This is a genomic window from Kordia sp. E, from assembly GCF_056033805.1.
On sequence record NZ_JBRASR010000002.1, the window covers coordinates 1,850,970 to 1,874,371 of the forward strand.

Here is a 23,402-nt window from a genome sequence, read left to right on the forward strand (position 1 = left end):
ATAGATATAAAAAAACCGCTTTTAAAGCGGTTTTTTTAGTGATTATATTTTACTTAGAAAGTTCTGTGAAATATTTATAAAACAGCGGAATAGTTTCAATTCCTTTAAGGTAATTGAAAATTCCAAAATGTTCATTTGGTGAGTGAATTGCATCACTATTGAGCCCAAATCCCATTAAAATAGTTTTACTTTTCAATTCTTTTTCAAACAATGAAACAATCGGAATACTTCCACCAGAACGTTGTGGAATAGCAGGAACGCCAAACGTATCTTCATATGCTTTGCTAGCTGCTTTGTAGCCAATATTGTCAATAGGCGTTACATATCCTTGTCCACCATGATGTGGTGTTACTTTCACAGTTGTTCCTTTTGGAGCTAAACTCTCAAAATGTGTTTTGAATAATTCTGTGATTTCACGCCAATCTTGATTTGGAACCAAACGCATAGAAATTTTTGCGTATGCTTTGCTTGCAATCACCGTTTTTGCACCTTCACCAGTATATCCGCCCCAAATTCCGTTAACGTCTAATGTTGGACGAATAGAGTTGCGTTCGTTGGTTGTATAACCAGTTTCTCCATATACATCATCAATATCAAGTGCATCTTTATATTCTTGAAGTGAAAATGGTGCTTTTGCCATTTCTGCACGTTCTTCTTTTGATAATTCTTCTACGTTATCGTAAAAACCTGGAATGGTAATATGATTGTTTTCATCATGTAGAGAAGCAATCATTTTTGTTAATATATTAATTGGATTCGCAACAGCGCCACCATATAAACCAGAATGTAAATCACGGTTTGGACCAGTAACTTCAACTTCTACATAGCTTAGACCACGTAAACCAGTTGTAATAGAAGGTTGTGTGTTACTAATCATTCCTGTATCAGAAATTAAAATAACATCATTGGCTAATTTTTCTTGATTACGTTCTACAAACCAAGCTAAACTTTCTGAACCAACTTCTTCTTCACCTTCAATCATGAATTTTACATTGCATGGTAATTGATTGGTTTCGTTCATTAATTCCAATGCTTTCACATGCATGTACATTTGACCTTTATCATCACAAGAACCACGTGCAAAAATAGCACCATCTGGATGAATCTTTGTTTTCTTAATAACAGGTTCAAATGGTCCACTTTCCCATAAGTCTAATGGATCTGGCGGTTGTACATCATAATGTCCATATACTAAAACTGTTGGCAAGTCGTCTGAGATATGTTTGTGTCCATATACAATAGGATAACCAGGTGTTTCACAAATTTCAACATGATCACAGCCAGCTTTTTCTAAACTAGCCTTTATAGCAACTGAAGTATCAATTACATCTTGTGTATAAGCTGGATCAGCACTTATTGAGGGAATTTTTAAAAGTTCGATGAGTTCATCTATGAAACGGTTTTTATGCGCTTCAACATAAGATTTTATAGTATTCATGTAGTGTCTTGAATTTATCTAGATACTCAAAAGTACTAAAAAAAGAGATAAAAATAGTTGAGACTTCCTTTGAATATTCAAAATCTTCTTTATATTTGCACCCACATTTGCGGGTGTGGTGAAATTGGTAGACACGCTAGACTTAGGATCTAGTGCCTCACGGTGTGAAGGTTCGAGTCCTTTCACCCGCACAAGAAGCGAAAGCCGAAGTTTTAAAACTTCGGCTTTTTTTGTGTCAATACAGTTCTAAACTTTGTTATATTTAAAATTTAATAACCTTTTTAATTTTATATACTATGGAATTTGAATTCCCAAAAACCATTATAGAAATTGCTTCTGCTATTTTAATCTTAGTAGCTTTTGAATTAATGAATCGAAAAAGCATCAAAGGATTCTCAATAATGGCAATAGGACAAATATTAGCAACTATTGTTTGTATAATGGCATCTTTATGGTTTTTGTCTGTAATGCATTTTATCAATTTTTTATTAATGGTCAGAGGATACTTAAAATGGAAAAAAGCTCACAAAGTATAGTTTAAATAGAGTCGAAAAATCGTAGATGCGCCTTAACAAATGAAATAAGGAAAGAAATGTTCTTACAGCTTAACTTCTAATAGTGAAATAATCGTTACAAAAAAGATGCTCATAAAGTAATTTAATACTATAATTCAATAATTTAAAAACAACAATTAATGGTAAAGTTAGTTGTTGTTTTTTTATTTTAAAAATTCTTACCTCCTGTAAATTAGGGTTTTACCGTAACCGCTTCTCTTTTTTAATGATTAACTTTAGTACAACTTAAAATAATAAATAATGAAAAAAAGAGCAATTAAAAAAATCGCATTCAAAAAAAGCGTAGTATCTAATCTTACTACTGAAAACTTAAAAGGAGGATCATCAAGAACTTCAAACTTATGTTCCGCAATATGCACAGGGCAATGTCCACCAGTATCTGATGGTTGTTTTACACAAGGCAACGGAAGTGAGTGCGTATGTCTGTAAGAAAAGTGAAAATCAAAGACTAAAAATTCTATGATAAAAAGCGCCTTCAAACCTTGAAGGTGTTTTTTTATTTTTCATGTTTTACTTTCTAATAATACAAATAACTAATGAAACGTTAAATACGGTAAATCCGTAATATACCCTGAATTAAGTTTCCTAATTTCATCAAGAATTAAAATTAATACATCATGAAAAAAAAGAGCATTAAAAATCTATCACTAAACAAGAAATCAATTTCTAACTTACATGCAAATCAAGGAATTGGGGGAATAAAACAAAACTCTATTCAAGTTTGTATTCGTACAATAGTAGATCAGAATGGTAATAATTTATGTTTGAGAACTGTTTTCAATTGTGATCGAACATGGCAACCAGGTTGTGTAAATACAAATGAAATAGATCCAAATACACTTCCTATCTGTTAATAAAACAGTTGAAGATAACGTATAAAAAAAGCTTCTCCATTTGGAGAAGCTTTTTACTTTTCTATATAAAAAGAATAAATTCTTAGTGACCTGCAGCCTTTTCTTTTAAGTCTTTAGCCGCTTTCTTAGTATCTTCAACCGCTTTGTTTGCAGCATCTTTTACATCTCCTGCAGCTTTGTTAGCCCCATCTTTCAAGTCCTTTACAGCACCTTTTGCTCCATCAACAGCATCATTTGCAGCATCTTTTACACCATCAACTGCATCTTTAGCAGCGTCTTTTGTAGCATCAACAGCATCATTTGCAGCATCTTTTACACTATTTGCGGCGTCTTTTGTAGCATCAACAGCATCTTTTGTAGCGTCTTTTACTTCTTTAGTTGCTTCTTCAGTTTTTGTAGCTGCATCATCTGTCTTTTTCTTCACTTCTTCACAAGAAGTCACACCAAATACTAATGCAAGGGCAAGTGCTACTTTAAAAATTACTTTTTTCATCTCGTTATCTATTTATTGTTAATTGTATAACAATGTTAAGATTTCTTTTACGGATAAGCAAAGAATGTTTTAACATCTTTTTAACACTCCATGAAATTATCATTTTAACAGTTAAAAGGTAATTTTCTGAGGAATTCTTATAATTAGGAAAGATATTTCATAATAATCGCACTTGCATTTCCCTGCGAATGGACATAGACATGATTAATAGTGCCAACTTCATTTCTATAATCGATGTCTGTCAATAAGCGCGTTAGTAGAGTATCAAACTCAGCTTGAACCTTTATGGAAAGTACACCTTTAAGTGCTACCAAATCTTCAGCTTCTTTAAATCCTGAATACGTTTTTCCAATCACCACAGGAATTCCAAAAACAGCAGGTTCTAAGGTATTATGCAAACCTGTATTTCCCATGCCGCCACCAACATAGGCAATATCAGCATAACTATATATTTTGGTCAAAATTCCTATAGTGTCAACAATAAAAACATCAAACTGATTCAAATTTTCATGTTGATCCAACTCAGAAAACAAAACAGTCGATTTTGTAATGCTATTTTTAAGTTTTAGAATTTCTTGCGATTTAATATTATGTGGCGCAATGATATATTTACAATCTATCTTCGATGAATTAATAAAAGGGACAAAAATAGCTTCATCTTCTTGCCAGCTACTTCCAATAACAACACACGTTGAATCTCCTTTAAAATCATCAATAAATTGTAATGAATTGTCTCTATCTAAAATTTCTAAAACTCTATCAAAACGCGTGTCACCACTAATTGTTGCGTTTATATAATTAATAGAGTTCAATAACTCTTTTGAAGCTTCATCCTGTACAAAAATATGATCAAAAGCGTGTAATGACTTTCGCATCCAGCCGCCATACGATTTGAAAAATGCTTGTGAAGGTCTAAAAATAGTAGAAATAGAAATGGTATGAATAGAACGTTTCTTTAACTCAGCTAAATAATTTGGCCAAAATTCATACTTCACAAACACTACCAATTCTGGCTTGACCAACTCTAAAAAACGTTTTGCATTTGCTTTGGTGTCTAATGGTAAATATGTAATAATATCTGCAACGCCACTATCTTTTTTAACTTCATATCCAGAAGGAGAAAAGAAAGTTAAAACAAACGTATGTGTTGGATATTTCTTTTTCAATGCTTCTAAAACTGGCAAGCCTTGTTCGTATTCACCTAAAGATGCAGTGTGAAACCAAATAACGTTATCAGTAGCATTAATTTGACTTGATAAAGTTTCAAAAACGGTCTTTCTACCTGCAACAAAAAGTCCTAATTTCTTATTAAACAGCGCTACTATTTTAAGGAAGAAACCAGTAATGTAGATCAATATGTTGTAGATAAAATACAAAAGCCAAAAGTTTACTGCTAAAATACATTCTTTCACTTAAATTCATTGGGTATCGTTGTACAATTTTGTAATATTGTTAGAACAAAAGAAAGATACGAATGAAGAAAATCCAAATGGTCGACCTTAAAGGTCAATACGCAAAAATAAAAGACCAAGTTGATCAATCCGTATTAGATGTAATTGCATCTGCAGCATTCATAAACGGACCCGAAGTACACGCATTTCAAAAAGAACTAGAAGAATATTTAGACGTAAAGCATGTAATTCCTTGTGCAAATGGAACTGATGCATTACAAATTGCAATGATGGGACTTGGATTAAAACCAGGAGATGAAGTCATTACTGCCGATTTTACATTTGCAGCAACAGTTGAGGTAATCGCATTATTACAATTAACGCCAGTGTTAGTTGATGTAGAGAAAGATTCATTCAACATTGATCCAGAAGCCATTCGTAAAGCAATTACTCCAAAAACGAAAGCTATTGTTCCTGTACATTTATTTGGACAATGTGCTAACATGGATGCAATTCAAGAAATTGCAAAAGAGCATAATTTATTTGTAATTGAAGATAATGCACAAGCAATAGGAGCAGATTATACATTTGCCGATGGAAGCACAAAAAAGGCAGGAGGTATTGGACATGTAGCTTCAACTTCTTTCTTTCCTTCAAAAAACTTAGGTTGCTATGGTGATGGCGGTGCTATCTTTACAAACGACGACGATTTAGCACATACAATCAGAGGAATTGTAAATCACGGAATGTACAAACGTTATCATCACGATGTAGTTGGAGTAAATTCTCGCTTAGATTCTATTCAGGCAACAATTTTACGTGCAAAACTTACAAACTTAGATGCATATAATGCTGCACGTCAAATAGCTGCCCATAAATACACAGAAGCTTTAAAAGGAAGTGATAAAATTATTACACCACAAACAACAAAACTGTGTGGAAATCCAGGAGATGGAAATTGTAATTGTCATGTATATCATCAATATACATTACGCGTTATTGATGTAGATAGAGATGCGTTAGTTCAACACTTAAACGATAACGGAATTCCTTGTGGTGTATACTATCCAATTCCTTTACACTTACAAAAAGCATATAAAGATGATCGTTACAACGAAGCAGATTTTCCTGTAACGAATCAATTGGTAAAAGAAGTAATTTCATTGCCAATGCATACAGAATTAGAAGATGATCAAATCGAATTCATTACGAGCACGATATTGAATTTTGTTAATGGCTAATTGATGTTTATCACGAATTTTTAAAGTTTGAAAAAAATACTTGTTACTGGCGGATTAGGTTACATTGGCTCACACACAGTTGTTGAGTTGCAATTAGCAGGGTTTGAAGTTATTATTATTGATAATTTATCAAATTCATCAGCAGAAGTTCTTAACGGAATAGAAAGCATTACAGGAATGCAACCACAATTTGAAGAGCTAGATCTAAGAGACAAATTGGCAACAATCTCATTCTTCCAAAGGCATCAAAATATACAAGGAATCATTCACTTTGCAGCTAGTAAAGCTGTTGGTGAAAGTGTTGAAAATCCATTGTTGTATTATGAAAATAATATCTCAACATTAGTAACGGTTTTACAACAAATTCAGCACAAAGCCAGTATAGCATTTATCTTTAGTTCGTCGTGTACGGTTTACGGTCAAGCCGAAAAAATGCCGATTTCGGAACATGCACCAATTCAGCAAGCGTTTTCTCCATACGGAAACACCAAGCAAATTGGAGAAGAAATTCTAATTGATACAGCCAAAGTTGCCAAAGGTTTGCAAGTAATATCATTACGATATTTCAATCCAATTGGAGCGCATGCAAGTTGCGCAATTGGCGAATTGCCAGATGGAGTTCCACAAAATTTAGTGCCTTTTATAACACAAACAGCTGCAGGTTTACGAACTCAACTATCAGTTTTTGGAAATGATTATCCTACGGAAGATGGAACTTGTATTCGTGATTATATTCACGTGATTGATCTCGCGAAAGCGCATGTAGTTGCCTTAAAAAGACTACTAAACCAAAAGCATGAAACTTCTTTTGAAGTATTCAATATCGGAACAGGAACTGGAAGTTCTGTCTTAGAAGTCATTCAGAGTTTTGAACGTGTAAGCAAGCAATCTCTTAACTATAAAATAGTAGATAGGAGAGAAGGTGATGTAATTTCTGCCTATGCAGATACGACTAAGGCAAATACCGTTTTAGGTTGGAAAGCAACTTCTACATTAGATGAAGCAATGCTTTCAGCTTGGCAATGGGAACAGAAAATAAGAAAAATCAACTAACAAACCATAAACATAACCATATGAAAAAACTACTCATTTTATTCTTAGGGATATTGTGTTCTACAGTTGCAATTGCACAAGAAACATATATTCATTGTGGAAAAATCATTGATACAGAAAGTGGAAAAGTACTTACAGAAAAAACAATTGTAGTTTCTGGAAATAAAATAACAAGTATTTCTAATGGTTATTTACAACCCAAAAAAGCAAACATTACAATGATTGACTTAAAGTCAAAAACGGTAATGCCAGGATTGATAGATATGCACGTTCACATAGAAAGCGAAACAAATCCGAAAGCTTATTTAGAAAAATATACTTTAAATGACGCAGATGTAGCTTTTCGTTCTGTTGGTTTTGCAGATGAAACACTAAATGCAGGATTTACAACCGTACGTGATTTAGGTGGAAGTGGTGTAAATATTTCTTTAAGAAACGCTATTAATCAAGGAAGAGTTGATGGACCAAGAATTTTTACAGCAGGAAAATCATTAGCAACAACTGGTGGACATGCCGATCCGACAAACGGAAGTCGTAAAGAAATTATTGGCGATCCAGGACCAAAAGAAGGAGTTGTAAATAATGTGAGCGATGCTAAAAAAGCAGTGCGCCAGCGTTATAAAAATGGTGCTGATGTTATTAAGATTACTGCAACAGGTGGTGTTTTGAGTGTTGCCAAAAGTGGAAGTAACCCACAATTTACAGTTGAAGAAATTAAAGTAATTTGTGATACAGCAAAAGATTACGGAATGCACGTTGCGGCACACGCACATGGAGATGAAGGAATGCAACGCGCTATTATTGGTGGTGTAAAAACAATTGAACACGGAACGCTAATGAGTGAGGAAACAATGGAACTCATGAAAAAGCACGATGCGTATTTAGTACCAACAATTACGGCAGGAAAAGAAGTAGAGGCAAAGGCAAAAATTAAAGGATATTACCCAGATATTATTGTTCCTAAAGCATTAGCTGTTGGACCAAAAATTCAAGGAACATTTGCTAAAGCTTATAAAAAAGGTGTTGGAATTGCCTTTGGAACAGATGCTGGAGTTTATAAACATGGACTCAATGGAAAAGAATTCGGTTTCATGGTAGAAGCCGGAATGCCAGCAATAGAAACAATTCAGTCAGCAACAATTACGAATGCAAAAATTCTTGGAATGGAAGATCAATTAGGACAATTGAAAGTTGGATTTTTAGCTGATATTGTAGCAGTTGATCAAGATCCTACAAAAAACATCAATACGATGGAAAACGTGGTATTTGTAATGAAAGATGGAAAAATATACAAGCAATAAATAAGCAAAGCCATATACATAATGCATATGGCTTTGCTTTTATATTAATTTAATAAATATTATTATTTATCTTCTCCTTTTAATAATTCTGCATATATATGACTTAAGTCTGAAGGAGTTAAACCAGGGTTTGCATAATTAGAGTGACAACTAAAACAAGTTCCATATTGAGAATAACCTGCTCCGTTTTGTGCATAAGTTTCCATTGTGCTATTAGCTAATTGACTTGTTCCTATAGCTACACCTGAAGCTGTATTTGTTGCAGAATAACTTGTTCCATTTGGCGCTGCTCCATCGTCAGTCCAAGTAGCTCCAATAAAAATATAGTTTTTACGTAAATCACCTGAGGCTAACTGACCTAGTACACTATTATTTATAGAAATTACTTCGCTGTTAGATGCTGCTGCTGAGCTATTTTCAGCATTAGGTACACCGTCATTTGCAACTCCCCAAGGTTTTGTCATTTTAGTATTACTAGCACTAATTGTATTGTCTGTTGTTGCAAAAATAGTGTTAAGTTCATCACACTTCTTTTGCTTTAACTCACTTGAGTTACAAAACTTCATATGTGATTGATTGTATGTTGAATTTGAACTATCACTATTTAATAACCAATCATTTCCTGTATCTGCAGCTTGTGTTTTAGTATTACTTTCCGTATCTAGGTAAGTATACTCAAGATTAGGTGCATTATTCACGTGTTCAAAAGTTGCCCAAACCATTTCAGGGTGTCCATCAATGGTACCTACAATATGTATTCCTATCATTGCTAATTTTTTTGGTTCTGAACCGTTAGGAATCCATTTTTGATCATTACTTGTATCATAAGTAGGAACAATAGCATCCATCGTAATATAATCACCTATATTTGTTAATTCATCAGCGGCTACCCACGAAGTTTTAACTTCTATTGTTAAAGTGTTAGGGTCTTTAACAGTAATTCCTTGTGTTTCTGCAAAAGCAATAATAGTGTTTAATTGATCTTGTGTTGTAGGGAATTCGCTTCCACTAACACTTCCTCCGCTATTTGCAACTCCATTTAAATATTGTGCATATACATCATTCACCATGCTTATATAATAAATGAGTGAACCATTTTGAGCCATCAATACATCATCTGTTGCTTGTCCTTCTTCAGTATCAGCAGCAAAGAGTTTATCATTTTTTTGAGAATTAGCTACTGCACTTATCATTTTTCCTTTTTCATGAGGTATTAATGTACGTACACCATCAACAGATGTAGATACCGTATAAAAACTATCTGACTCCATAACAGTTCCACTACTATAATCTCCTGAGGTATTTGGTGAGGTAACCCACAAAAACATTTGTTCAGACCATTTGTAAAAATCACAATTATTGTTGTGTAAAGCAGTTACTGAATTGGCTGCATCTACAGCACCATTTTTAGAAACAGTTTCAGAAGCAAACCAAGAATCAAAATCTGAGCTGCTTACTATACACGATTGTAATACATCGGCAGGGAGTTTAGAGTTTATGGGAGCGTTCATGACAATTTCAGCTGTAGCAGTTCCATTAGTTGTCGTTTTATATTTATCCTTATCCTTTTTTTCTTGACAGGAAACCATAATAAACGCAAAAACTAAAACGATAGATAAGCCTTTAAAAAGTAAATTCTTCATAATGATTAATATTTGGTTAGTTGTCAAATTTATGGATAATATACTATATACACCTCGGTAAAAATACCTGTTTTTAAAGATCGATACCAGTTTGCGTACTATTATAGTGACAAATAAAGACGTTGTGTAAGGTGTTGATACAATGGAAGATGTAGTATTTGGGGTAAAGTAGAAATATATATGAGCTATAGCTTATATATCTATTTAGTATGAAAAAGGAGCAGTGAATTGCAATTCACTGCTCCTTTTTTGTTTTGTAGTTTTTCTTAAAAAGGAAAAGGACAATTCCTGAAATCAGTAGGGCATATCCAAGCTGACGGACAAGCATCAATAAATGAGGTACATGTATCTTTTGTAATAATTATTGTTGTACCTGTTTGTAAAGTTCCTCCTTTTAGTTGGCTATTTTCCAAGTTAGAAATAGAATTTTTGCGAAGTTTTAATAATTTTGTGCTTCTTTTTTTCATGATCTAAAATAATTTTGGTTAAACTAATAATATCAAATTATAAAAAAAGCTTAGAAATGATGTACGGGAATGCCGTAGTTAACATTTTTGAATAAAACATGATTAAAAGTTTATTAATAAATAATTATAGCAATTCAAACATGCTTTTCAGAAGTTATCATCTAAAATGAACGACGTTCTTTAATAGTTTAGTGATAAATAAATTATTAACCATAATTAATATTATCATGAAAAAAAAGCATTTAAAAAACCTATTATTAAACAAAAAGTCAATTTCTAATTTAGCCATTAAAGGTGGATTGCCAGGATATACTTGGTTTTGTCCAAGAGAAGAGCAGGAACCATTAACCTATGAGTTAGACTGTTTGAGTCATGAACCTTATACATCAAGAGATATGAATGGTGCGCTTCCAAGCGAATGCGAAAGTGTTCCGCTATAGTATGTAAAAGAAACAAAAATTGAAGTCAAAAGAAAAGCCTAGTGAAAACTAGGCTTTTTATATTATGATATGGAAACTTCTTTTCGTTTAATAAAGGAGAGAATAAGTAGTCCTGTTCCGAGCATGACGGAAACATCAGCCATATTGAAAATTCCAGTTCTAAAAACACCGCCTAAATCGATATGCATAAAGTCGGTTACAGAGCTGTATAGAATTCTATCATATAAATTACCAATTCCACCACCAATAATACAACACAATCCAAAAATCATGTATTTATCTAAGTCTGTATTCACAATAATCATTCGTAGAATAAAAAGTAATACTGCAATTGGAAGTAATATCAAAAGAATACTTTTCAAAATTGGATTTTCTAATGTTGAAAAAGAACCTAAAAATGCGCCTTTGTTTTCGGTTTTAGTTAAAATTACATAGTTACCAATAACAGAAATATTTTCACGTGTTTCTATGTGAGTTCTAGCAACTGATTTAGAAACTTGGTCGCAACCAACGTTTAGTAAAATCAGTCCAAAAATCAACAGTATTCTAATTGTTTTGGAAACCTTCATAGCAATTTTATAAATTTATTCTTCTCCAAAAGTAGCACCTTGTGCTGTTACAGAACGATCAATTTTACGTAGTAATCCTTGCAACACTTTTCCAGGTCCAACTTCTGTAAATGAAGTAGCCCCATCAGCAATCATTTGCTGTATAGACTGTGTCCATTTTACAGGCGCAGTTAGTTGTGAAATTAAGTTCTTTTTAATCTCGTCTGCATCAACAATAGCAGTAGTTGGTACATTTTGATATATAGGACAATTTGGTTTGTTAAATGTTGTGTTTTCAATAGCAGCTGCTAATTCTTCACGAGCAGGTTCCATTAATGGAGAATGAAAAGCACCACCAACAGGCAATACTAAAGCTCTTCTAGCGCCAGCTTCTTTCAAAGTTTCACAAGCGGCATTAATTGCGTCAATCTCCCCTGAAATTACAATTTGTCCAGGACAGTTATAATTTGCAGCAACCACAACTCCAGTTGTTTCGTTACATACTTTTTCAACGACTTCATTGTCTAAACCTAAAACGGCAGCCATTGTACTTTGTTGTGCTTCACAAGCTTTTTGCATCGCTAAGGCACGTTGTGAAACAAGTTTTAAACCATCTTCAAAGGTTAATGTTCCATTGGCAACTAAAGCAGAAAGTTCTCCTAAAGAATGTCCTGCAACCATTTCTGGCTGAAATTCATCTCCTAATACTTTACTTAAAATAACAGAATGCAAAAAGATAGCTGGTTGCGTAACTTTCGTTTGTTTTAAATCTTCGGCAGTTCCTTCGAACATAATATCTGTAATGTGAAATCCTAGAATATCATTGGCATCTTCAAAAAGGTGTTGTGCTACATCAGATTTTTCATAAAGATCTAATCCCATTCCTGTAAATTGAGCACCTTGCCCTGGAAATATATATGCTTTCATAAGTATATCTTATTTTTTCTTCATAAATGAAGAAAGCGATTGTTTTTAAATTAGTTGCTGCAAAAATAGATAATTTTAAGGTAATATCTGACTTTGCCTAATTTGTTGATTTTTAAAACTTAATCAATTTTCTTTTTTCCTTTTAGATCTATAGTTGGTGGAGGAGGAATTCTTTTTCTTAGAAATAGTATTTGTCCCAAATGACTGGATTGATGTTCCATAACATGAAACCAATAGTAGTGATTGTTTTCGGTAGATCCTGGGCGAATTTTTGTAAGCCAACTATCATCTAGTTTTTTGAATTCTTCGAGTGTTTTTGCTCGTACTTCTTTATAAATCTTCAAATAGTATTTAACATCGTGATCTTTGAAAGTTTTTCTACCGGCATCACCTAAGTTTAAAGCTGGTCCCCAAAATTTTTCTTCATCATCATTAAAACCTCTATTTTCAAAAGTATATAATTGGTATATTTTTTCGGCTGCGGCTAAATGCATAATTAACGCGCCAATGGAATTTGCTTTTTCATCGTGTAAATGGTCAAGTTCTCTTTTGTCTAAATTTTTAACAACACGTTCTACACGAGAACTCAAATTATTCAACATAGAAATTAACGTTCCAATTTGTGGAGAATATCCATCTCGCTCACCTATCAAGTCTGTACGATCTATTTTAATATTTCTTCCTTCAATATAAAGTGATAGGTTTTTAGTAGGATTATCTTTTACTAATCTGAAACCATATCCTTTTGTAATTGAGTCGCTAAGTATAGGATCTGGAATTTCCCAATCGGGAAGTTTTCCATCAGTTATTCTTTTTTCAAATTGAGCATTGCTTAACTTTACTTCTTCAAATTCTCCTGTATTTTTATTTTCAACGTAGAGTTTGAAGTCATCAAAATAAAACTTTCCACCAGAGAAACATACTCCACCAAAGTTTAAGTCGGTTGAATTGTCATCAATAAAACCATTAATTTCATATGTAGCCCAATCACTTGATATTATAGGACGATCTTGCATGTTGTCAAAAAAACCATCTTCATCATTTTTAGTATCAACGTTTGCCCAAATAGAAGCCCAACTTAAAACGTTTCCATCAACTAATTTTACAGAAGCCGTGAGTTTAAATTTCAATTTAGAATCAGAAGTCATTTTGATAGACTTGGTAAAAGCCGTCCATTCTTTATCCTGGCTAAAACTGTTGCTTACTATAAAAAGGCAGAGCACAAGAAAGTAGTATAAATTCTTTTTTGGGAATAAACTATTAATATTCATTAAAATTTTGAGTGTTTAATTATATTCTTTTGTAGGTAATAAAAGAAAATTCATAATCGTGTTTGTCATCTTTTTTGTTGAAAGTATTGGCAACTTCTTTCCATGTTGTTTCGTCAATTTCTGGGAAATATGTATCACCTTCAAATTCGTGATGCACACGAGTTAATTCAATTTTTGTGGCAAATGGAAGTGCTTGCTTGTATATTTCACCACCACCAATTACAAATGGTTCACCATCGCTAAGTGTAGCGACATTTATAGCATCTTGAATAGAATTTACGACAATAACTCCTTCAGGTGCTTTGTAATCTTCTTGACGAGTTATGACAATATGAGTTCTGTTAGGTAATGGTTTTGGGAAACTTTCAAACGTTTTGCGGCCCATAATAATATGATGACCAGAAGTTAGTTTTTTAAATCGTTTTAAATCGTTACTCAAATGCCAAATTAATTGATTGTCTTTACCAATCGTGTTATTTTCGGCTGCAGCCACAATTAATGACAACGATTTTCTTTTTGAAATTGGCTGCGGTTCATTGGTAATTTCTTCCATAGCTTGCGCTTTTGCAATTTCTGTTTCTTGTTTTAAGAATTTTTGTTTTAGTTTTTCAATACGATATTCTTGTTTGGCAACCAATTTTTCTAATTGTTTTGCTTCCCAATTTTTTCCCATGAATTTTTTCGTAATGAATACATCAAATGAATGAAATAGGAATACGAAAAACCAAGCCAATACTGCCCATACAAACCATTCCGTTTGAAATATTTTAAAATCTTTTCCAAACCCTAAAACAATATTTAAGAGTACTAAAAATGCAGAACCAATAATAAAAATGACTAAATGATAATATAGACGCTTTTTCTGTTTGATACGTTTTTGTGCAGTTTCAATTAGAGCAAGTTGTTCTTGATCTATTTGTGTGGTAGGTTTCTTTTTTTTGCCAAACATGTGTGTTTATTTTTTATTCAGCAGCATTTCTTAATAATAAATCAGCTTGAAGTGATAAAGAATATGAAACATTCATTGGATTTCCTTTGTGTGTTCCGCGTGAGAAATTAGGTAAAGAAGCTAGAATTTTTTTTACTTCTGCTTTCATAGCACTATTATTAGTGCGTACACCAATATTCTCAACATTTCCTTGTTTGCTTACAATAAAACGAATGTATACTTTATTGTTTTTAATGTTTCTTTTTGCTGATATTGATTTCGCTATATTTTTGTCAAAATTCTTTTGAATATATGCTTGTATTTTATCTGTAGTACATTTACTTTTTTGTTTTGACTGACCTGCATTTTCACATCCTTCAAATAATGGCGCATTGTCCATTACGGTATAATGAATAGTTCCATTTGGTGATGTTTTAGGAGTTGACATGTTTGTTGCTGTTTGTGCAAAGCCAACACTAATTGTTAAACAAAATAAAACGGGGATAATAAATTTTTTCATTACTGTATAATTTTTAATCACATAAAGATACTTTTCTTTTTTGAATACTACATTCTGTTGCAATGAAAAGATAACATTTCACTATGAAATGCAATTTATTTAGATGAACGTATTTTTTAATTTTTCTGAAATAGCTAAAAATTACGCAAGTAATATTGTTGAAAACCAGGTAGTAGCGTCTGAAGAAAGTGGTCTATAATTTTTTAAGGAGTTCTTTTTTAATGCCGCTAAACCATTCATATTTTAAGATACTTAGTACAATGCTATCGCGTCTGCCAGTTGGTGAAGCACAATTACTTCGCAATATGCCTTCTTCTTTACAGCCAATACTCTTCATAGCAGCAATACTGCGCTTGTTGTTGTTATCAGCTCTAAACTCTACACGTTGTAGCTTCATGTGTTCAAAAGCAAATTGGAGTAATAAAAGTTTGCAATTTTTGTTTAAACCTGTACCATGAAATTCTTTCCCATACCAAGTATAACCTAATGAAGCTGCATGATGTTGTTGATGGAAATCATAAAAACGTGTGCAACCTGCATATGTATTATAACGTTTGTCAAATACAATAAAAGGATATGCTTTTTTATCAATTCTAGCTTGAATTGCTTGTTGTATATATTTTCGTAAATTTTCTTCTCCGTCTGCTGGTGTTAAGGAATATTTCCACAATTCGGGTTCTTTTAAAGAGAAGCGAAGCAAATGTTCAAAATCATCCATTTGTAATGGACGCAATTGTACAAATCCGTTATCTAGAATATAGTTTTTGTTGAAATCTAATAATATCATATGTGTAAAATTCCTCGAATACCTAAGTTACAAATCATTATTGTAAATTCATTTGTTATTTGATATAGAATTTTTTAGAATTTGATTGTTTCGAAAAATGATTTATTAACCTCTTTTCCTTTTTGAAGACTTTCCTTCTACATTAAAAACAATTGGAAGCGTATACATTACATTTACAGGAATATTCTCAATAGTACCAGGAGTCATTTTTGGAAGTTTTTTAACAACTCTAATCGCTTCTTTTTCTAACTCAGGATGCGGACCTCTTGCACGTATTTCAACAGGTTTTCCTTGTAAATTAATTTTAAAAACGACATAAATTCTTTGAACACCATTCAAATCTAATTTCGTAGCTAACCTCGTGTTAAAGCGTTTTGCAATAACTTGTGAGATTTTAGTAGACATACATCGTTTTCTCTCTTTGTTTGTTTTTGCACTTTTACACCCAGGATAGATGACACCAACTTCAGGACCGCTAAATGGAATTCGTTCCGGGTTGTAATCATATAATGGAATGAATACGTTATTTTCCCGATCAATCTGTAAAAACAAGTGTTTTTTAATAAAACTATTTCGTTTTTTAGATACAGGAGCCAATTCAATTTGGAAATCTTCTATTGCTGTTGCTGCTTCAATTGTTAGAGGCTTCATTTCACTTTCGTAAAACTTTAAAGAAGATTGTTTTTTAAGAACTTTGCCCTCTTTATTGGTACCGAGGCGCATATTAACAAAAATAGTATCTTTCGTGGTAATATTTGCCACATTTGTAACATCTGATGGTTTTAAGAACTGAAAAATGGCACGTTGCAATTTTTCTTCAGAACATTGATACACATCTTCTTCAAACTGACAACCTTCTATGGTTGTTGCCTCAGGAACAACTAATTTTTTTCGCCCTTTATTTTGAGCAGTTACTACTGTAGCAAAGAAGCATGCTACTAATACAAAAAGGTTTTTATAAGTCATAGAAATATATGAAAGTGAAATATTTTTAAATTGCAACAGCTCCTTTTATGCGTGGATGATGCTGGTAATTTACCAATTCAAAGTCCTCAAAAGTAAAATCAAAAATACTCTTGATTTCTGAATTAATTTTCATCGTTGGTAATGGATAAGGTTCTCTTGTAAGTTGTAATTGTACTTGTTCAAAGTGATTACTATAAATATGTGCATCTCCAAATGTATGAATGAAATCTCCGTACTCATATCCACAAACTTTCGCCATCATCATTGTTAATAATGCATACGAAGCAATATTAAAAGGAACACCTAAAAATATATCAGCACTTCGTTGATACAATTGACAAGATAGTTTTCCATCAGCTACATAGAATTGAAAAAATGCATGACATGGTGGTAAAGCTGCTTTTCCGTTTGCTACGTTTTCACTAAAAGAAACTTTTGTGTTTGGTAATACACTTGGATTCCATGCAGAAACCATCATGCGTCTACTATTGGGATTGTTTTTTAATGTTTCAATTACTTCTGATAATTGATCAATACTTTCGCTATTCCAGTTACGCCATTGATGTCCATAAACGGGGCCTAAATCTCCATTTTCATCTGCCCATTCATTCCAAATACGAACTCCATTTTCTTGCAAATACTTTATGTTTGTATCACCTTTTATAAACCATAAAAGCTCATGAATAATAGATTTTAAGTGTAATTTTTTAGTTGTTACCATCGGGAAACCTTCACTTAAGTCGAAACGTAGTTGATGTCCAAATACACTTTTTGTTCCCGTTCCTGTACGATCTCCTTTTTCATTTCCGTTTTCAAGCACATGTTTTACGAGGTCTAAATATTGTCTCATGATGATTTCTGTTTAATAGTATTGCAATACAATTTGTAGGATGTAAAAATAAAAAAAACGCTTTGATTATAGACCAAAGCGTTTGTATTTTATCAATAGGTTATTAACCGTGTGTTATCCAATCAACATTCCTGCAATTGTAGCAGAAATTAAAGAAGCAATTGTTCCTCCAATTAAGGCTTTAATTCCAAATTCAGATAGTGTTTTACGTTGTCCTGGCGCTAAAGAGCCAATTCCACCAATTTGAATTCCGATAGAAGCAAAGTTGGCAAAACCACATAACATATACGTTGCCATTATAATTGACTTCTCATAGGTTAAATGTACAGTGTTCCCAACATTTTTTAATTCTGCTAACTGAATGTATCCAATAAATTCACTTGCAGCTAATTTGATTCCGAGTAATTGTCCCATCAGCATCATATCTTCTTTCGCAACACCAATTAACCACATTAATGGAGCAAATACAGTTCCTAAGATAGCTTCTAGTGAAAACTTAGGATAAGGAGTGTTTGCAGCCATCCAATCGTTTAATGTGGTAACATCACCAATCCAGCCAAAAATTCCGTTTATCATAGCTATAAAGGCTACGAAAACTAATAACATTGCACCAACATTTACAGCAAGTTTTAACCCTTCTGTAGTTCCATTTGCAATAGCATCTAAAATGTTTGAACCTATTTTTTCTTGCGAAACCTTTACATCATTATCTATTTTTTCTTGTTGTGGATATAATATTTTAGAGATAACAATTGCACCTGGTGCTGCCATTACAGAAGCAGCTAATAAGTGCTTTGCGTAAATTAATTTTAAAGCTGGATCATCGCCACCTAAAAATCCAATATAAGCTGCCAATACAGCTCCGGCAACGGTTGCCATTCCTCCAATCATGACAAGCAAGATTTCGGAACGTGTCATTTTTTCTAAATATGCTTTAACTAATAGCGGCGCTTCTGTTTGACCTAAAAAGATATTTCCGGCAACGGATAAACTTTCTGCTCCAGAAATCCCTAATAGTTTTGTCAATACTTTTGCCATTCCTTTGACAATGAATTGAATAATGCCTAAATAAAACAATACAGAGGTTAGTGCTGAGAAGAAAATAATTGTTGGTAATACTTGAAATGCAAAGATGAAACCGAACGATTCAACATTCATCATACCACCAAATAAGAATTCACTTCCCGCTTTGGTATATTCTAATATTTCAATAAATAATTTTCCAATAGCTTCAAATCCAGTTTTTACAAATCCAACTTTTAGTACACCAATAGCGATGATTAGCTGAAAAGCAAGTCCTAAACCAACTGTTCTCCAATTGATGGCTTTTCGATTACTACTAAATAAAAAAGCAATTATGAGTAACACAAACATTCCTAAAATACCTCTTAGTATACTAGTAGAACTCGGTCCTGTACTTGGGATAATTTTAGATACTTCAGTATCTGTATTTGTTGTGACAACGTCTTTTGTTTGTTTTTCTTTTTCAAAATGATATGAAACACCTTTTTCTATAAATACTAATGTAGAATCTGTAAGTGTTGTGATTTTGTATTTGCGAATGGTATCCGATGGTTGGTTATAATAAAATACCAACAATTTATTCTGGTGAATATAGTCCCCGCTAGCTTTTAAGTTGTCTTTTGCTGCAAGTTGATACTGAAATTCTCCTTTGTTAAGTGTGAGTTTATCGTTTTGGGTAGTTGAAATGATATTTTCGCCTAACGAATTTTGAATACTACTAAAGTTCCATGTACCATCAATTTCTTGTGCATTTATACTAAAAAGCACACAAAAAATAGTAAGAATACTTGCTACAAATTTTTGCATATGAATATGGGTTTTATTTTTTGTCTTCTCTATTGGAAATCTCGTCACGAAGTCTAGCTGCTTTTTCATAATCTTCATCAGCAACAGCTCCATCTAACATATTGTATAATTCTTGAAGTGAAAGTGTTTTAAGTCCGTTATCGGGATTGTTTTCAATAATTTCAGCTTCTTCTTCTGTAAATAACTCGTCTACAACAATACTTTCTTTTTCTGTATTTTCATCTTCTTCGCTTGAAGTTAGTTTTAAGAAAATCCCAGCTTTGTCTAATATTGTTTTGTAAGTGAAAATTGGCGCATCAAAACGCAGTGCTAAAGCTATTGCATCGGAAGTTCTAGCGTCTATAATTTCTTCAATCTTATCGCGTTCGCAAATAATACTTGAATAGAAAACCCCATCAACTAGTTTGTGTATGATGACTTGTTTTACAACAATATCAAATCGATCTGCAAAATTTTTGAAAAGGTCATGTGTCAATGGTCGCGGAGGTTTTATCTCTTTTTCCAGCGCAATAGCAATAGATTGGGCTTCAAAAGCACCAATGACAATAGGTAGTTTTCGATCTCCATCAACTTCATTCAAAATAAGCGCATAAGCTCCATTTTGTGTTTGACTGTATGAAATTCCTTTAATATTTAGTTTTACTAAACTCATCTGTTTGTGAATGCGTGAACATAAAAAAAGGCTGTCTAAAAGAAGGAATTACCTATTTTAGACAGCCCTTAGTTGGGCACAATTTAAAAAAAATTATGCGTTATTTGCTTTAAATTCTTTCAATTTTTCGATTAGTTGTGGTACAACTTCAAAAGCATCTCCAACAACACCGTAATCAGCCGCTTTAAAGAAAGGTGCTTCAGCATCTGTATTGATAACAACTTTTACTTTAGAAGCATTGATTCCAGCTAAATGCTGAATGGCTCCAGAGATTCCGATTGCAATGTATAAGTTTGATGCAACTGGCTTTCCAGTTTGTCCAACATGTTCTCCGTGTGGTCTCCATCCTAAATCAGAAACTGGCTTTGAACAAGCTGTTGCAGCGCCTAAAACATCTGCTAACTCTTCAACCATTCCCCAATTTTCTGGGCCTTTTAATCCTCTTCCAGCTGAAACTACAACATCTGCATCAGCAATTGTAACTTTTCCAGTTACTTTATCTACGTTTTCAACTTTTACTCCAAATAATGAGTCATCTAGGTTTGGAGAGAATGATTCCGCAGCAGCGGCACCAGAATTCTCAACCAATCCGAAAGCATTGTTAGAAACTCCAACAACTTTTACATCTGTATTGATTTCTGTAAAACTGAACGCTTTGTTTGTAAATGCCGTTCTTTTTACTGTAAATGGGCTTGTACTTGTTGGTGCAGCTACTACATTAGAAGCATAACCTGCATCTAAAGCAACAGCTAAACCTGGCGCTAATGTTTTACTATCTGCACTTGAACTTACAATGACAACTTTGGCATCTTCTTTTTGAGCTGCTTGTTGTACAATTGATGCGTATGCTTTGGCACTAAAGTCTTTTAAGTTATCTGCAGATACATTTAATATTTTGTCTACACCGTATGTTCCTAATGTAGAAGCATCGTCTGCATTGATGGCAACTGCTGTCACAGTTGTTCCTAATTGATTTGCAACTTCTTTTGCATATGAAGCAACTTCAAAAGCTGCTTTTTTAAGTTTTCCTTGATCTGATTCTGTATATACTAAAACTGACATTTTTTCTAATTTAAAGATTAAATAATTGAAACATTAAAAGATGATTAAATCACTTTTGCTTCGTTGTGAAGTAAGTTGATTAATTCATCAATGTTATCTGCATCAACTAGTTTTACAGCTCCTTTTGGCGCTGGCTTTTCAAATTTCACAACAGTAGTTTCTTTTCCAGTATCTGCAGCATCAACAACCGTTAAAGGTTTTTTACGTGCCATCATAATTCCTCTCATGTTTGGAATACGTAAGTCACTTTCTTCAACCAATCCTTTTTGCCCACCAATTACTAATGGTAATGATGTATTAGATGTTTCCTTTCCGCCATCAATTTCACGAATTGCTTTTGCAGCAGTTCCATCAATATCTAAGCTGATACAGTTATTTACAAAATTAGCATCAATTAATTCTGCTAACATTCCAGGAACCATTCCTCCATTGTAATCAATTGATTCTCTTCCTGCAATTACTAAATCATAACCACCATTTTTTGCTACAGCTGCTAATTGTTTCGCAACAAAAAATCCGTCTGTTGCTTCTGCATTTACACGGATAGCGCCATCAGCTCCAATAGCTAATGCTTTACGTAGTGTTGGTTCAGTTTCTGCGCCTCCTACATTAACAACATCTACAGATGCTCCTTGCTTTTCTTTGAACCACATTGCACGCGTCAATCCAAACTCATCATTTGGGTTAATTACAAATTGTACACCATTGGTATCAAATTTAGTATCTCCTTCTGTAAAATTGATCTTTGAAGTAGTGTCAGGAACATGACTAATACATACTAATATTTTCATTGGTATTATATATTTTGAGTGTTTTTGAAATTTTTTACGAAGATACAGATAATTTCTCTAAAAATATTATGCGCGCATAATAAATTTTAATTATTTTTTGTTTTTAGTTTAATTTGTTCAACTATCTGTAATTTTTGAGTGTTTTTTAGTGTAATTCATCATTATTTTATAATAATGAACTTGAATATATCTTTTTTATTTTGATTAAGAATTCTTTAAAATTTGTTTATTTTCCTAAAGATATCATAAAATCACATGACTTTGCAAAATGTTTGATTGTGTAATTCCCATTTTTGGAATTAATTGTTATTTTTGTTTTTCACTTTTTTAAAATAACAACAATTGTATGAAAACAATACAGTTTAGAGAAGCGGTAGCTGAAGCTATGAGCGAAGAGATGCGAACAGACGATAGCATTTATTTAATGGGAGAAGAAGTTGCCGAATATAATGGAGCATACAAGGCTTCCAAAGGAATGCTTGACGAGTTTGGTGCAGATCGTGTAATAGATACACCAATTGCAGAATTAGGTTTTGCAGGAATTGGAGTTGGATCAGCAATGGGCGGAAACAGACCTATTATTGAATTCATGACATTTAACTTTGCATTGGTAGGAATTGATCAAATCATAAATAATGCTGCAAAGATGCGTCAAATGTCTGGCGGACAATTAAATATTCCAATTGTATTTCGCGGTCCTACAGCTTCTGCAGGGCAACTGGCTGCAACGCATTCACAAGCATTTGAAAGTTGGTTTGCAAATTGCCCAGGTTTAAAGGTTGTTGTTCCTTCTAATGTATACGATGCAAAAGGTTTATTAAAAACTGCGATTAGAGATGATGATCCAGTAATTTTTATGGAATCTGAGCAGATGTATGGAGACAAGGGAGAAGTTCCTGAAGGTGAATACACAATTCCATTAGGAGTTGCCGATATTAAACGTGAAGGAAGTGATGTAACGATTGTTTCTTTTGGGAAAATAATTAAAGAAGCTTACAAAGCTGCTGATGAATTGGCTGCTGAAGGAATTTCTTGTGAAGTTATTGACTTAAGAACAATACGTCCAATGGATCATGATGCTATTTTGACTTCTGTAAAGAAAACAAATAGATTGGTTATTTTAGAAGAAGCTTGGCCTTTTGGAAATGTTTCTACTGAAATTGTATACCAAGTGCAAGCACAAGCATTTGACTACTTAGATGCACCGATACAAAAAATAAATACAGCGGATACGCCAGCACCATATTCTCCAGTTTTGTTGGAAGAATGGTTGCCAAATAAAAATGACGTAATTAAAGCTGTAAAAAAAGTTATGTACAAGTAAAACGTACATTTAACATAAAAAAAGCTTCATCGGCATATTTGTTGATGAAG

25 protein-coding genes and 1 tRNA gene are annotated in these 23,402 nt (G+C 33.0%); 9 read left to right on the forward strand and 17 right to left on the reverse strand.

The window, feature by feature from the left end; translation table 11 throughout:
- Nucleotides 1-49: 49 nt before the first annotated feature.
- Complete coding sequence (locus ACUUYC_RS11330) at nt 50-1,438, reverse strand: dipeptidase (RefSeq protein ID WP_474265944.1); 1,389 nt, start codon at nt 1,436-1,438, stop codon at nt 50-52.
- A 109-nt stretch (nt 1,439-1,547) separates the two neighbouring features.
- Between ACUUYC_RS11330 and ACUUYC_RS11335 the strand changes: the two genes are divergently transcribed.
- From ACUUYC_RS11335 to ACUUYC_RS11350, 4 genes are all read left to right on the forward strand, one after another.
- Nucleotides 1,548-1,629: transfer RNA gene (locus tag ACUUYC_RS11335), tRNA-Leu, on the forward strand.
- Between the two features lie 105 nt (nt 1,630-1,734).
- Complete coding sequence (locus ACUUYC_RS11340) at nt 1,735-1,974, forward strand: hypothetical protein (protein WP_474265945.1); 240 nt, start codon at nt 1,735-1,737, stop codon at nt 1,972-1,974.
- A 279-nt stretch (nt 1,975-2,253) separates the two neighbouring features.
- A complete protein-coding gene (locus ACUUYC_RS11345) occupies nt 2,254-2,442 on the forward strand; it encodes a hypothetical protein (RefSeq protein WP_474265946.1) in 189 nt (62 codons plus the stop codon).
- 188 nt (nt 2,443-2,630) lie between these two features.
- Complete coding sequence (locus ACUUYC_RS11350; protein ID WP_474265947.1) at nt 2,631-2,867, forward strand: hypothetical protein; 237 nt, start codon at nt 2,631-2,633, stop codon at nt 2,865-2,867.
- Between the two features lie 82 nt (nt 2,868-2,949).
- Here the strand turns inward: ACUUYC_RS11350 and ACUUYC_RS11355 are convergent, their stop codons facing one another.
- Nucleotides 2,950-3,360, reverse strand: a complete 411-nt coding sequence (locus tag ACUUYC_RS11355; protein WP_474265948.1) for a hypothetical protein — start codon at nt 3,358-3,360, stop codon at nt 2,950-2,952.
- A 143-nt stretch (nt 3,361-3,503) separates the two neighbouring features.
- Nucleotides 3,504-4,736: a 3-deoxy-D-manno-octulosonic acid transferase gene (locus tag ACUUYC_RS11360; RefSeq protein ID WP_474265949.1), complete on the reverse strand. Its 1,233-nt coding sequence runs from the start codon at nt 4,734-4,736 to the stop codon at nt 3,504-3,506.
- Nucleotides 4,737-4,834: 98 nt separating this feature from the next.
- Between ACUUYC_RS11360 and ACUUYC_RS11365 the strand changes: the two genes are divergently transcribed.
- From ACUUYC_RS11365 to ACUUYC_RS11375, 3 genes are read left to right on the forward strand one after another with little or no spacing between them, the layout of a single operon-like run.
- Complete coding sequence (locus ACUUYC_RS11365) at nt 4,835-5,992, forward strand: DegT/DnrJ/EryC1/StrS family aminotransferase (protein ID WP_474265950.1); 1,158 nt, start codon at nt 4,835-4,837, stop codon at nt 5,990-5,992.
- Nucleotides 5,993-6,019: 27 nt separating this feature from the next.
- The gene (gene galE, locus ACUUYC_RS11370) at nt 6,020-7,045 is read left to right on the forward strand and encodes a UDP-glucose 4-epimerase GalE (protein ID WP_474265951.1); all 1,026 of its coding nucleotides are present in this window, start codon (nt 6,020-6,022) and stop codon (nt 7,043-7,045) included.
- Nucleotides 7,046-7,065: 20 nt separating this feature from the next.
- Nucleotides 7,066-8,346 carry a metal-dependent hydrolase family protein gene (locus ACUUYC_RS11375; RefSeq protein ID WP_474265952.1) on the forward strand — a complete coding sequence of 427 codons (1,281 nt, stop codon included), beginning with the start codon at nt 7,066-7,068 and terminating at the stop codon, nt 8,344-8,346.
- A 62-nt stretch (nt 8,347-8,408) separates the two neighbouring features.
- Here the strand turns inward: ACUUYC_RS11375 and ACUUYC_RS11380 are convergent, their stop codons facing one another.
- Together ACUUYC_RS11380 and ACUUYC_RS11385 are read right to left on the reverse strand one after the other, a co-directional pair.
- Nucleotides 8,409-9,989, reverse strand: a complete 1,581-nt coding sequence (locus ACUUYC_RS11380; protein WP_474265953.1) for a hypothetical protein — start codon at nt 9,987-9,989, stop codon at nt 8,409-8,411.
- 266 nt (nt 9,990-10,255) lie between these two features.
- Complete coding sequence (locus ACUUYC_RS11385; protein ID WP_474265954.1) at nt 10,256-10,456, reverse strand: hypothetical protein; 201 nt, start codon at nt 10,454-10,456, stop codon at nt 10,256-10,258.
- A gap of 227 nt (nt 10,457-10,683) precedes the next feature.
- Here ACUUYC_RS11385 and ACUUYC_RS11390 point away from each other — a divergent pair, with 227 nt between their 5' ends.
- The gene (locus ACUUYC_RS11390; RefSeq protein ID WP_474265955.1) at nt 10,684-10,896 is read left to right on the forward strand and encodes a hypothetical protein; all 213 of its coding nucleotides are present in this window, start codon (nt 10,684-10,686) and stop codon (nt 10,894-10,896) included.
- A 62-nt stretch (nt 10,897-10,958) separates the two neighbouring features.
- Here ACUUYC_RS11390 and lspA read toward each other — a convergent pair whose 3' ends face one another.
- The 12 genes from lspA to ACUUYC_RS11450 form a co-directional block, all read right to left on the reverse strand.
- Nucleotides 10,959-11,465 (reverse strand): signal peptidase II, encoded by a 507-nt coding sequence (gene lspA, locus ACUUYC_RS11395; RefSeq protein WP_474265957.1) that lies wholly within the window; start codon nt 11,463-11,465, stop codon nt 10,959-10,961.
- Nucleotides 11,466-11,480: 15 nt separating this feature from the next.
- Nucleotides 11,481-12,371 carry an ACP S-malonyltransferase gene (gene fabD, locus ACUUYC_RS11400; RefSeq protein ID WP_474265958.1) on the reverse strand — a complete coding sequence of 297 codons (891 nt, stop codon included), beginning with the start codon at nt 12,369-12,371 and terminating at the stop codon, nt 11,481-11,483.
- Nucleotides 12,372-12,490: 119 nt separating this feature from the next.
- Entirely contained in the window at nt 12,491-13,642 is a 1,152-nt protein-coding gene (locus tag ACUUYC_RS11405) for a DinB family protein (protein ID WP_474265959.1), read from the reverse strand.
- A 19-nt stretch (nt 13,643-13,661) separates the two neighbouring features.
- A complete protein-coding gene (locus ACUUYC_RS11410; protein WP_474265960.1) occupies nt 13,662-14,591 on the reverse strand; it encodes a dihydrofolate reductase in 930 nt (309 codons plus the stop codon).
- 13 nt (nt 14,592-14,604) lie between these two features.
- Nucleotides 14,605-15,090, reverse strand: a complete 486-nt coding sequence (locus ACUUYC_RS11415) for a hypothetical protein (protein ID WP_474265961.1) — start codon at nt 15,088-15,090, stop codon at nt 14,605-14,607.
- 193 nt (nt 15,091-15,283) lie between these two features.
- Entirely contained in the window at nt 15,284-15,877 is a 594-nt protein-coding gene (locus ACUUYC_RS11420) for a GNAT family N-acetyltransferase (RefSeq protein ID WP_474265962.1), read from the reverse strand.
- Nucleotides 15,878-15,982: 105 nt separating this feature from the next.
- On the reverse strand, nt 15,983-16,843 hold the full coding sequence (locus tag ACUUYC_RS11425; protein ID WP_474265964.1) for an energy transducer TonB: 861 nt from the start codon (nt 16,841-16,843) through the stop codon (nt 15,983-15,985).
- A gap of 25 nt (nt 16,844-16,868) precedes the next feature.
- On the reverse strand, nt 16,869-17,693 hold the full coding sequence (locus ACUUYC_RS11430; protein ID WP_474265965.1) for a thymidylate synthase: 825 nt from the start codon (nt 17,691-17,693) through the stop codon (nt 16,869-16,871).
- A 114-nt stretch (nt 17,694-17,807) separates the two neighbouring features.
- Nucleotides 17,808-19,523, reverse strand: coding sequence for a NupC/NupG family nucleoside CNT transporter (locus tag ACUUYC_RS11435; RefSeq protein WP_474265966.1), 1,716 nt, complete (start codon nt 19,521-19,523; stop codon nt 17,808-17,810).
- A 13-nt stretch (nt 19,524-19,536) separates the two neighbouring features.
- A complete protein-coding gene (locus ACUUYC_RS11440) occupies nt 19,537-20,175 on the reverse strand; it encodes a bifunctional nuclease family protein (protein WP_474265967.1) in 639 nt (212 codons plus the stop codon).
- Between the two features lie 93 nt (nt 20,176-20,268).
- Nucleotides 20,269-21,237 (reverse strand): electron transfer flavoprotein subunit alpha/FixB family protein, encoded by a 969-nt coding sequence (locus ACUUYC_RS11445; RefSeq protein ID WP_474265968.1) that lies wholly within the window; start codon nt 21,235-21,237, stop codon nt 20,269-20,271.
- Nucleotides 21,238-21,281: 44 nt separating this feature from the next.
- Nucleotides 21,282-22,028, reverse strand: coding sequence for an electron transfer flavoprotein subunit beta/FixA family protein (locus ACUUYC_RS11450; protein ID WP_474265969.1), 747 nt, complete (start codon nt 22,026-22,028; stop codon nt 21,282-21,284).
- Nucleotides 22,029-22,374: 346 nt separating this feature from the next.
- Here ACUUYC_RS11450 and ACUUYC_RS11455 point away from each other — a divergent pair, with 346 nt between their 5' ends.
- Nucleotides 22,375-23,352: a pyruvate dehydrogenase complex E1 component subunit beta gene (locus ACUUYC_RS11455; RefSeq protein ID WP_474265970.1), complete on the forward strand. Its 978-nt coding sequence runs from the start codon at nt 22,375-22,377 to the stop codon at nt 23,350-23,352.
- Nucleotides 23,353-23,402: the final 50 nt, after the last annotated feature.

What these genes read in the sequence shown, in the direction of transcription:
- ACUUYC_RS11385 (WP_474265954.1), bottom strand. Translation starts at nt 10,456, where the DNA reads ATGAAAAAAAGAAGCACAAAATTATTAAAACTTCGCAAAAATTCTATT.
- ACUUYC_RS11330 (WP_474265944.1), bottom strand. Translation starts at nt 1,438, where the DNA reads ATGAATACTATAAAATCTTATGTTGAAGCGCATAAAAACCGTTTCATA.
- ACUUYC_RS11390 (WP_474265955.1), top strand. Translation starts at nt 10,684, where the DNA reads ATGAAAAAAAAGCATTTAAAAAACCTATTATTAAACAAAAAGTCAATT.
- ACUUYC_RS11410 (WP_474265960.1), bottom strand. Translation starts at nt 14,591, where the DNA reads ATGTTTGGCAAAAAAAAGAAACCTACCACACAAATAGATCAAGAACAA.
- ACUUYC_RS11430 (WP_474265965.1), bottom strand. Translation starts at nt 17,693, where the DNA reads ATGAGACAATATTTAGACCTCGTAAAACATGTGCTTGAAAACGGAAAT.
- ACUUYC_RS11420 (WP_474265962.1), bottom strand. Translation starts at nt 15,877, where the DNA reads ATGATATTATTAGATTTCAACAAAAACTATATTCTAGATAACGGATTT.
- ACUUYC_RS11450 (WP_474265969.1), bottom strand. Translation starts at nt 22,028, where the DNA reads ATGAAAATATTAGTATGTATTAGTCATGTTCCTGACACTACTTCAAAG.
- ACUUYC_RS11345 (WP_474265946.1), top strand. Translation starts at nt 2,254, where the DNA reads ATGAAAAAAAGAGCAATTAAAAAAATCGCATTCAAAAAAAGCGTAGTA.
- ACUUYC_RS11435 (WP_474265966.1), bottom strand. Translation starts at nt 19,523, where the DNA reads ATGCAAAAATTTGTAGCAAGTATTCTTACTATTTTTTGTGTGCTTTTT.
- fabD (WP_474265958.1), bottom strand. Translation starts at nt 12,371, where the DNA reads ATGAAAGCATATATATTTCCAGGGCAAGGTGCTCAATTTACAGGAATG.
- ACUUYC_RS11445 (WP_474265968.1), bottom strand. Translation starts at nt 21,237, where the DNA reads ATGTCAGTTTTAGTATATACAGAATCAGATCAAGGAAAACTTAAAAAA.
- lspA (WP_474265957.1), bottom strand. Translation starts at nt 11,465, where the DNA reads ATGAAGGTTTCCAAAACAATTAGAATACTGTTGATTTTTGGACTGATT.
- ACUUYC_RS11455 (WP_474265970.1), top strand. Translation starts at nt 22,375, where the DNA reads ATGAAAACAATACAGTTTAGAGAAGCGGTAGCTGAAGCTATGAGCGAA.
- ACUUYC_RS11365 (WP_474265950.1), top strand. Translation starts at nt 4,835, where the DNA reads ATGAAGAAAATCCAAATGGTCGACCTTAAAGGTCAATACGCAAAAATA.
- ACUUYC_RS11425 (WP_474265964.1), bottom strand. Translation starts at nt 16,843, where the DNA reads ATGACTTATAAAAACCTTTTTGTATTAGTAGCATGCTTCTTTGCTACA.
- ACUUYC_RS11380 (WP_474265953.1), bottom strand. Translation starts at nt 9,989, where the DNA reads ATGAAGAATTTACTTTTTAAAGGCTTATCTATCGTTTTAGTTTTTGCG.
- ACUUYC_RS11440 (WP_474265967.1), bottom strand. Translation starts at nt 20,175, where the DNA reads ATGAGTTTAGTAAAACTAAATATTAAAGGAATTTCATACAGTCAAACA.
- ACUUYC_RS11415 (WP_474265961.1), bottom strand. Translation starts at nt 15,090, where the DNA reads ATGAAAAAATTTATTATCCCCGTTTTATTTTGTTTAACAATTAGTGTT.
- ACUUYC_RS11340 (WP_474265945.1), top strand. Translation starts at nt 1,735, where the DNA reads ATGGAATTTGAATTCCCAAAAACCATTATAGAAATTGCTTCTGCTATT.
- ACUUYC_RS11355 (WP_474265948.1), bottom strand. Translation starts at nt 3,360, where the DNA reads ATGAAAAAAGTAATTTTTAAAGTAGCACTTGCCCTTGCATTAGTATTT.
- ACUUYC_RS11350 (WP_474265947.1), top strand. Translation starts at nt 2,631, where the DNA reads ATGAAAAAAAAGAGCATTAAAAATCTATCACTAAACAAGAAATCAATT.
- ACUUYC_RS11375 (WP_474265952.1), top strand. Translation starts at nt 7,066, where the DNA reads ATGAAAAAACTACTCATTTTATTCTTAGGGATATTGTGTTCTACAGTT.
- ACUUYC_RS11405 (WP_474265959.1), bottom strand. Translation starts at nt 13,642, where the DNA reads ATGAATATTAATAGTTTATTCCCAAAAAAGAATTTATACTACTTTCTT.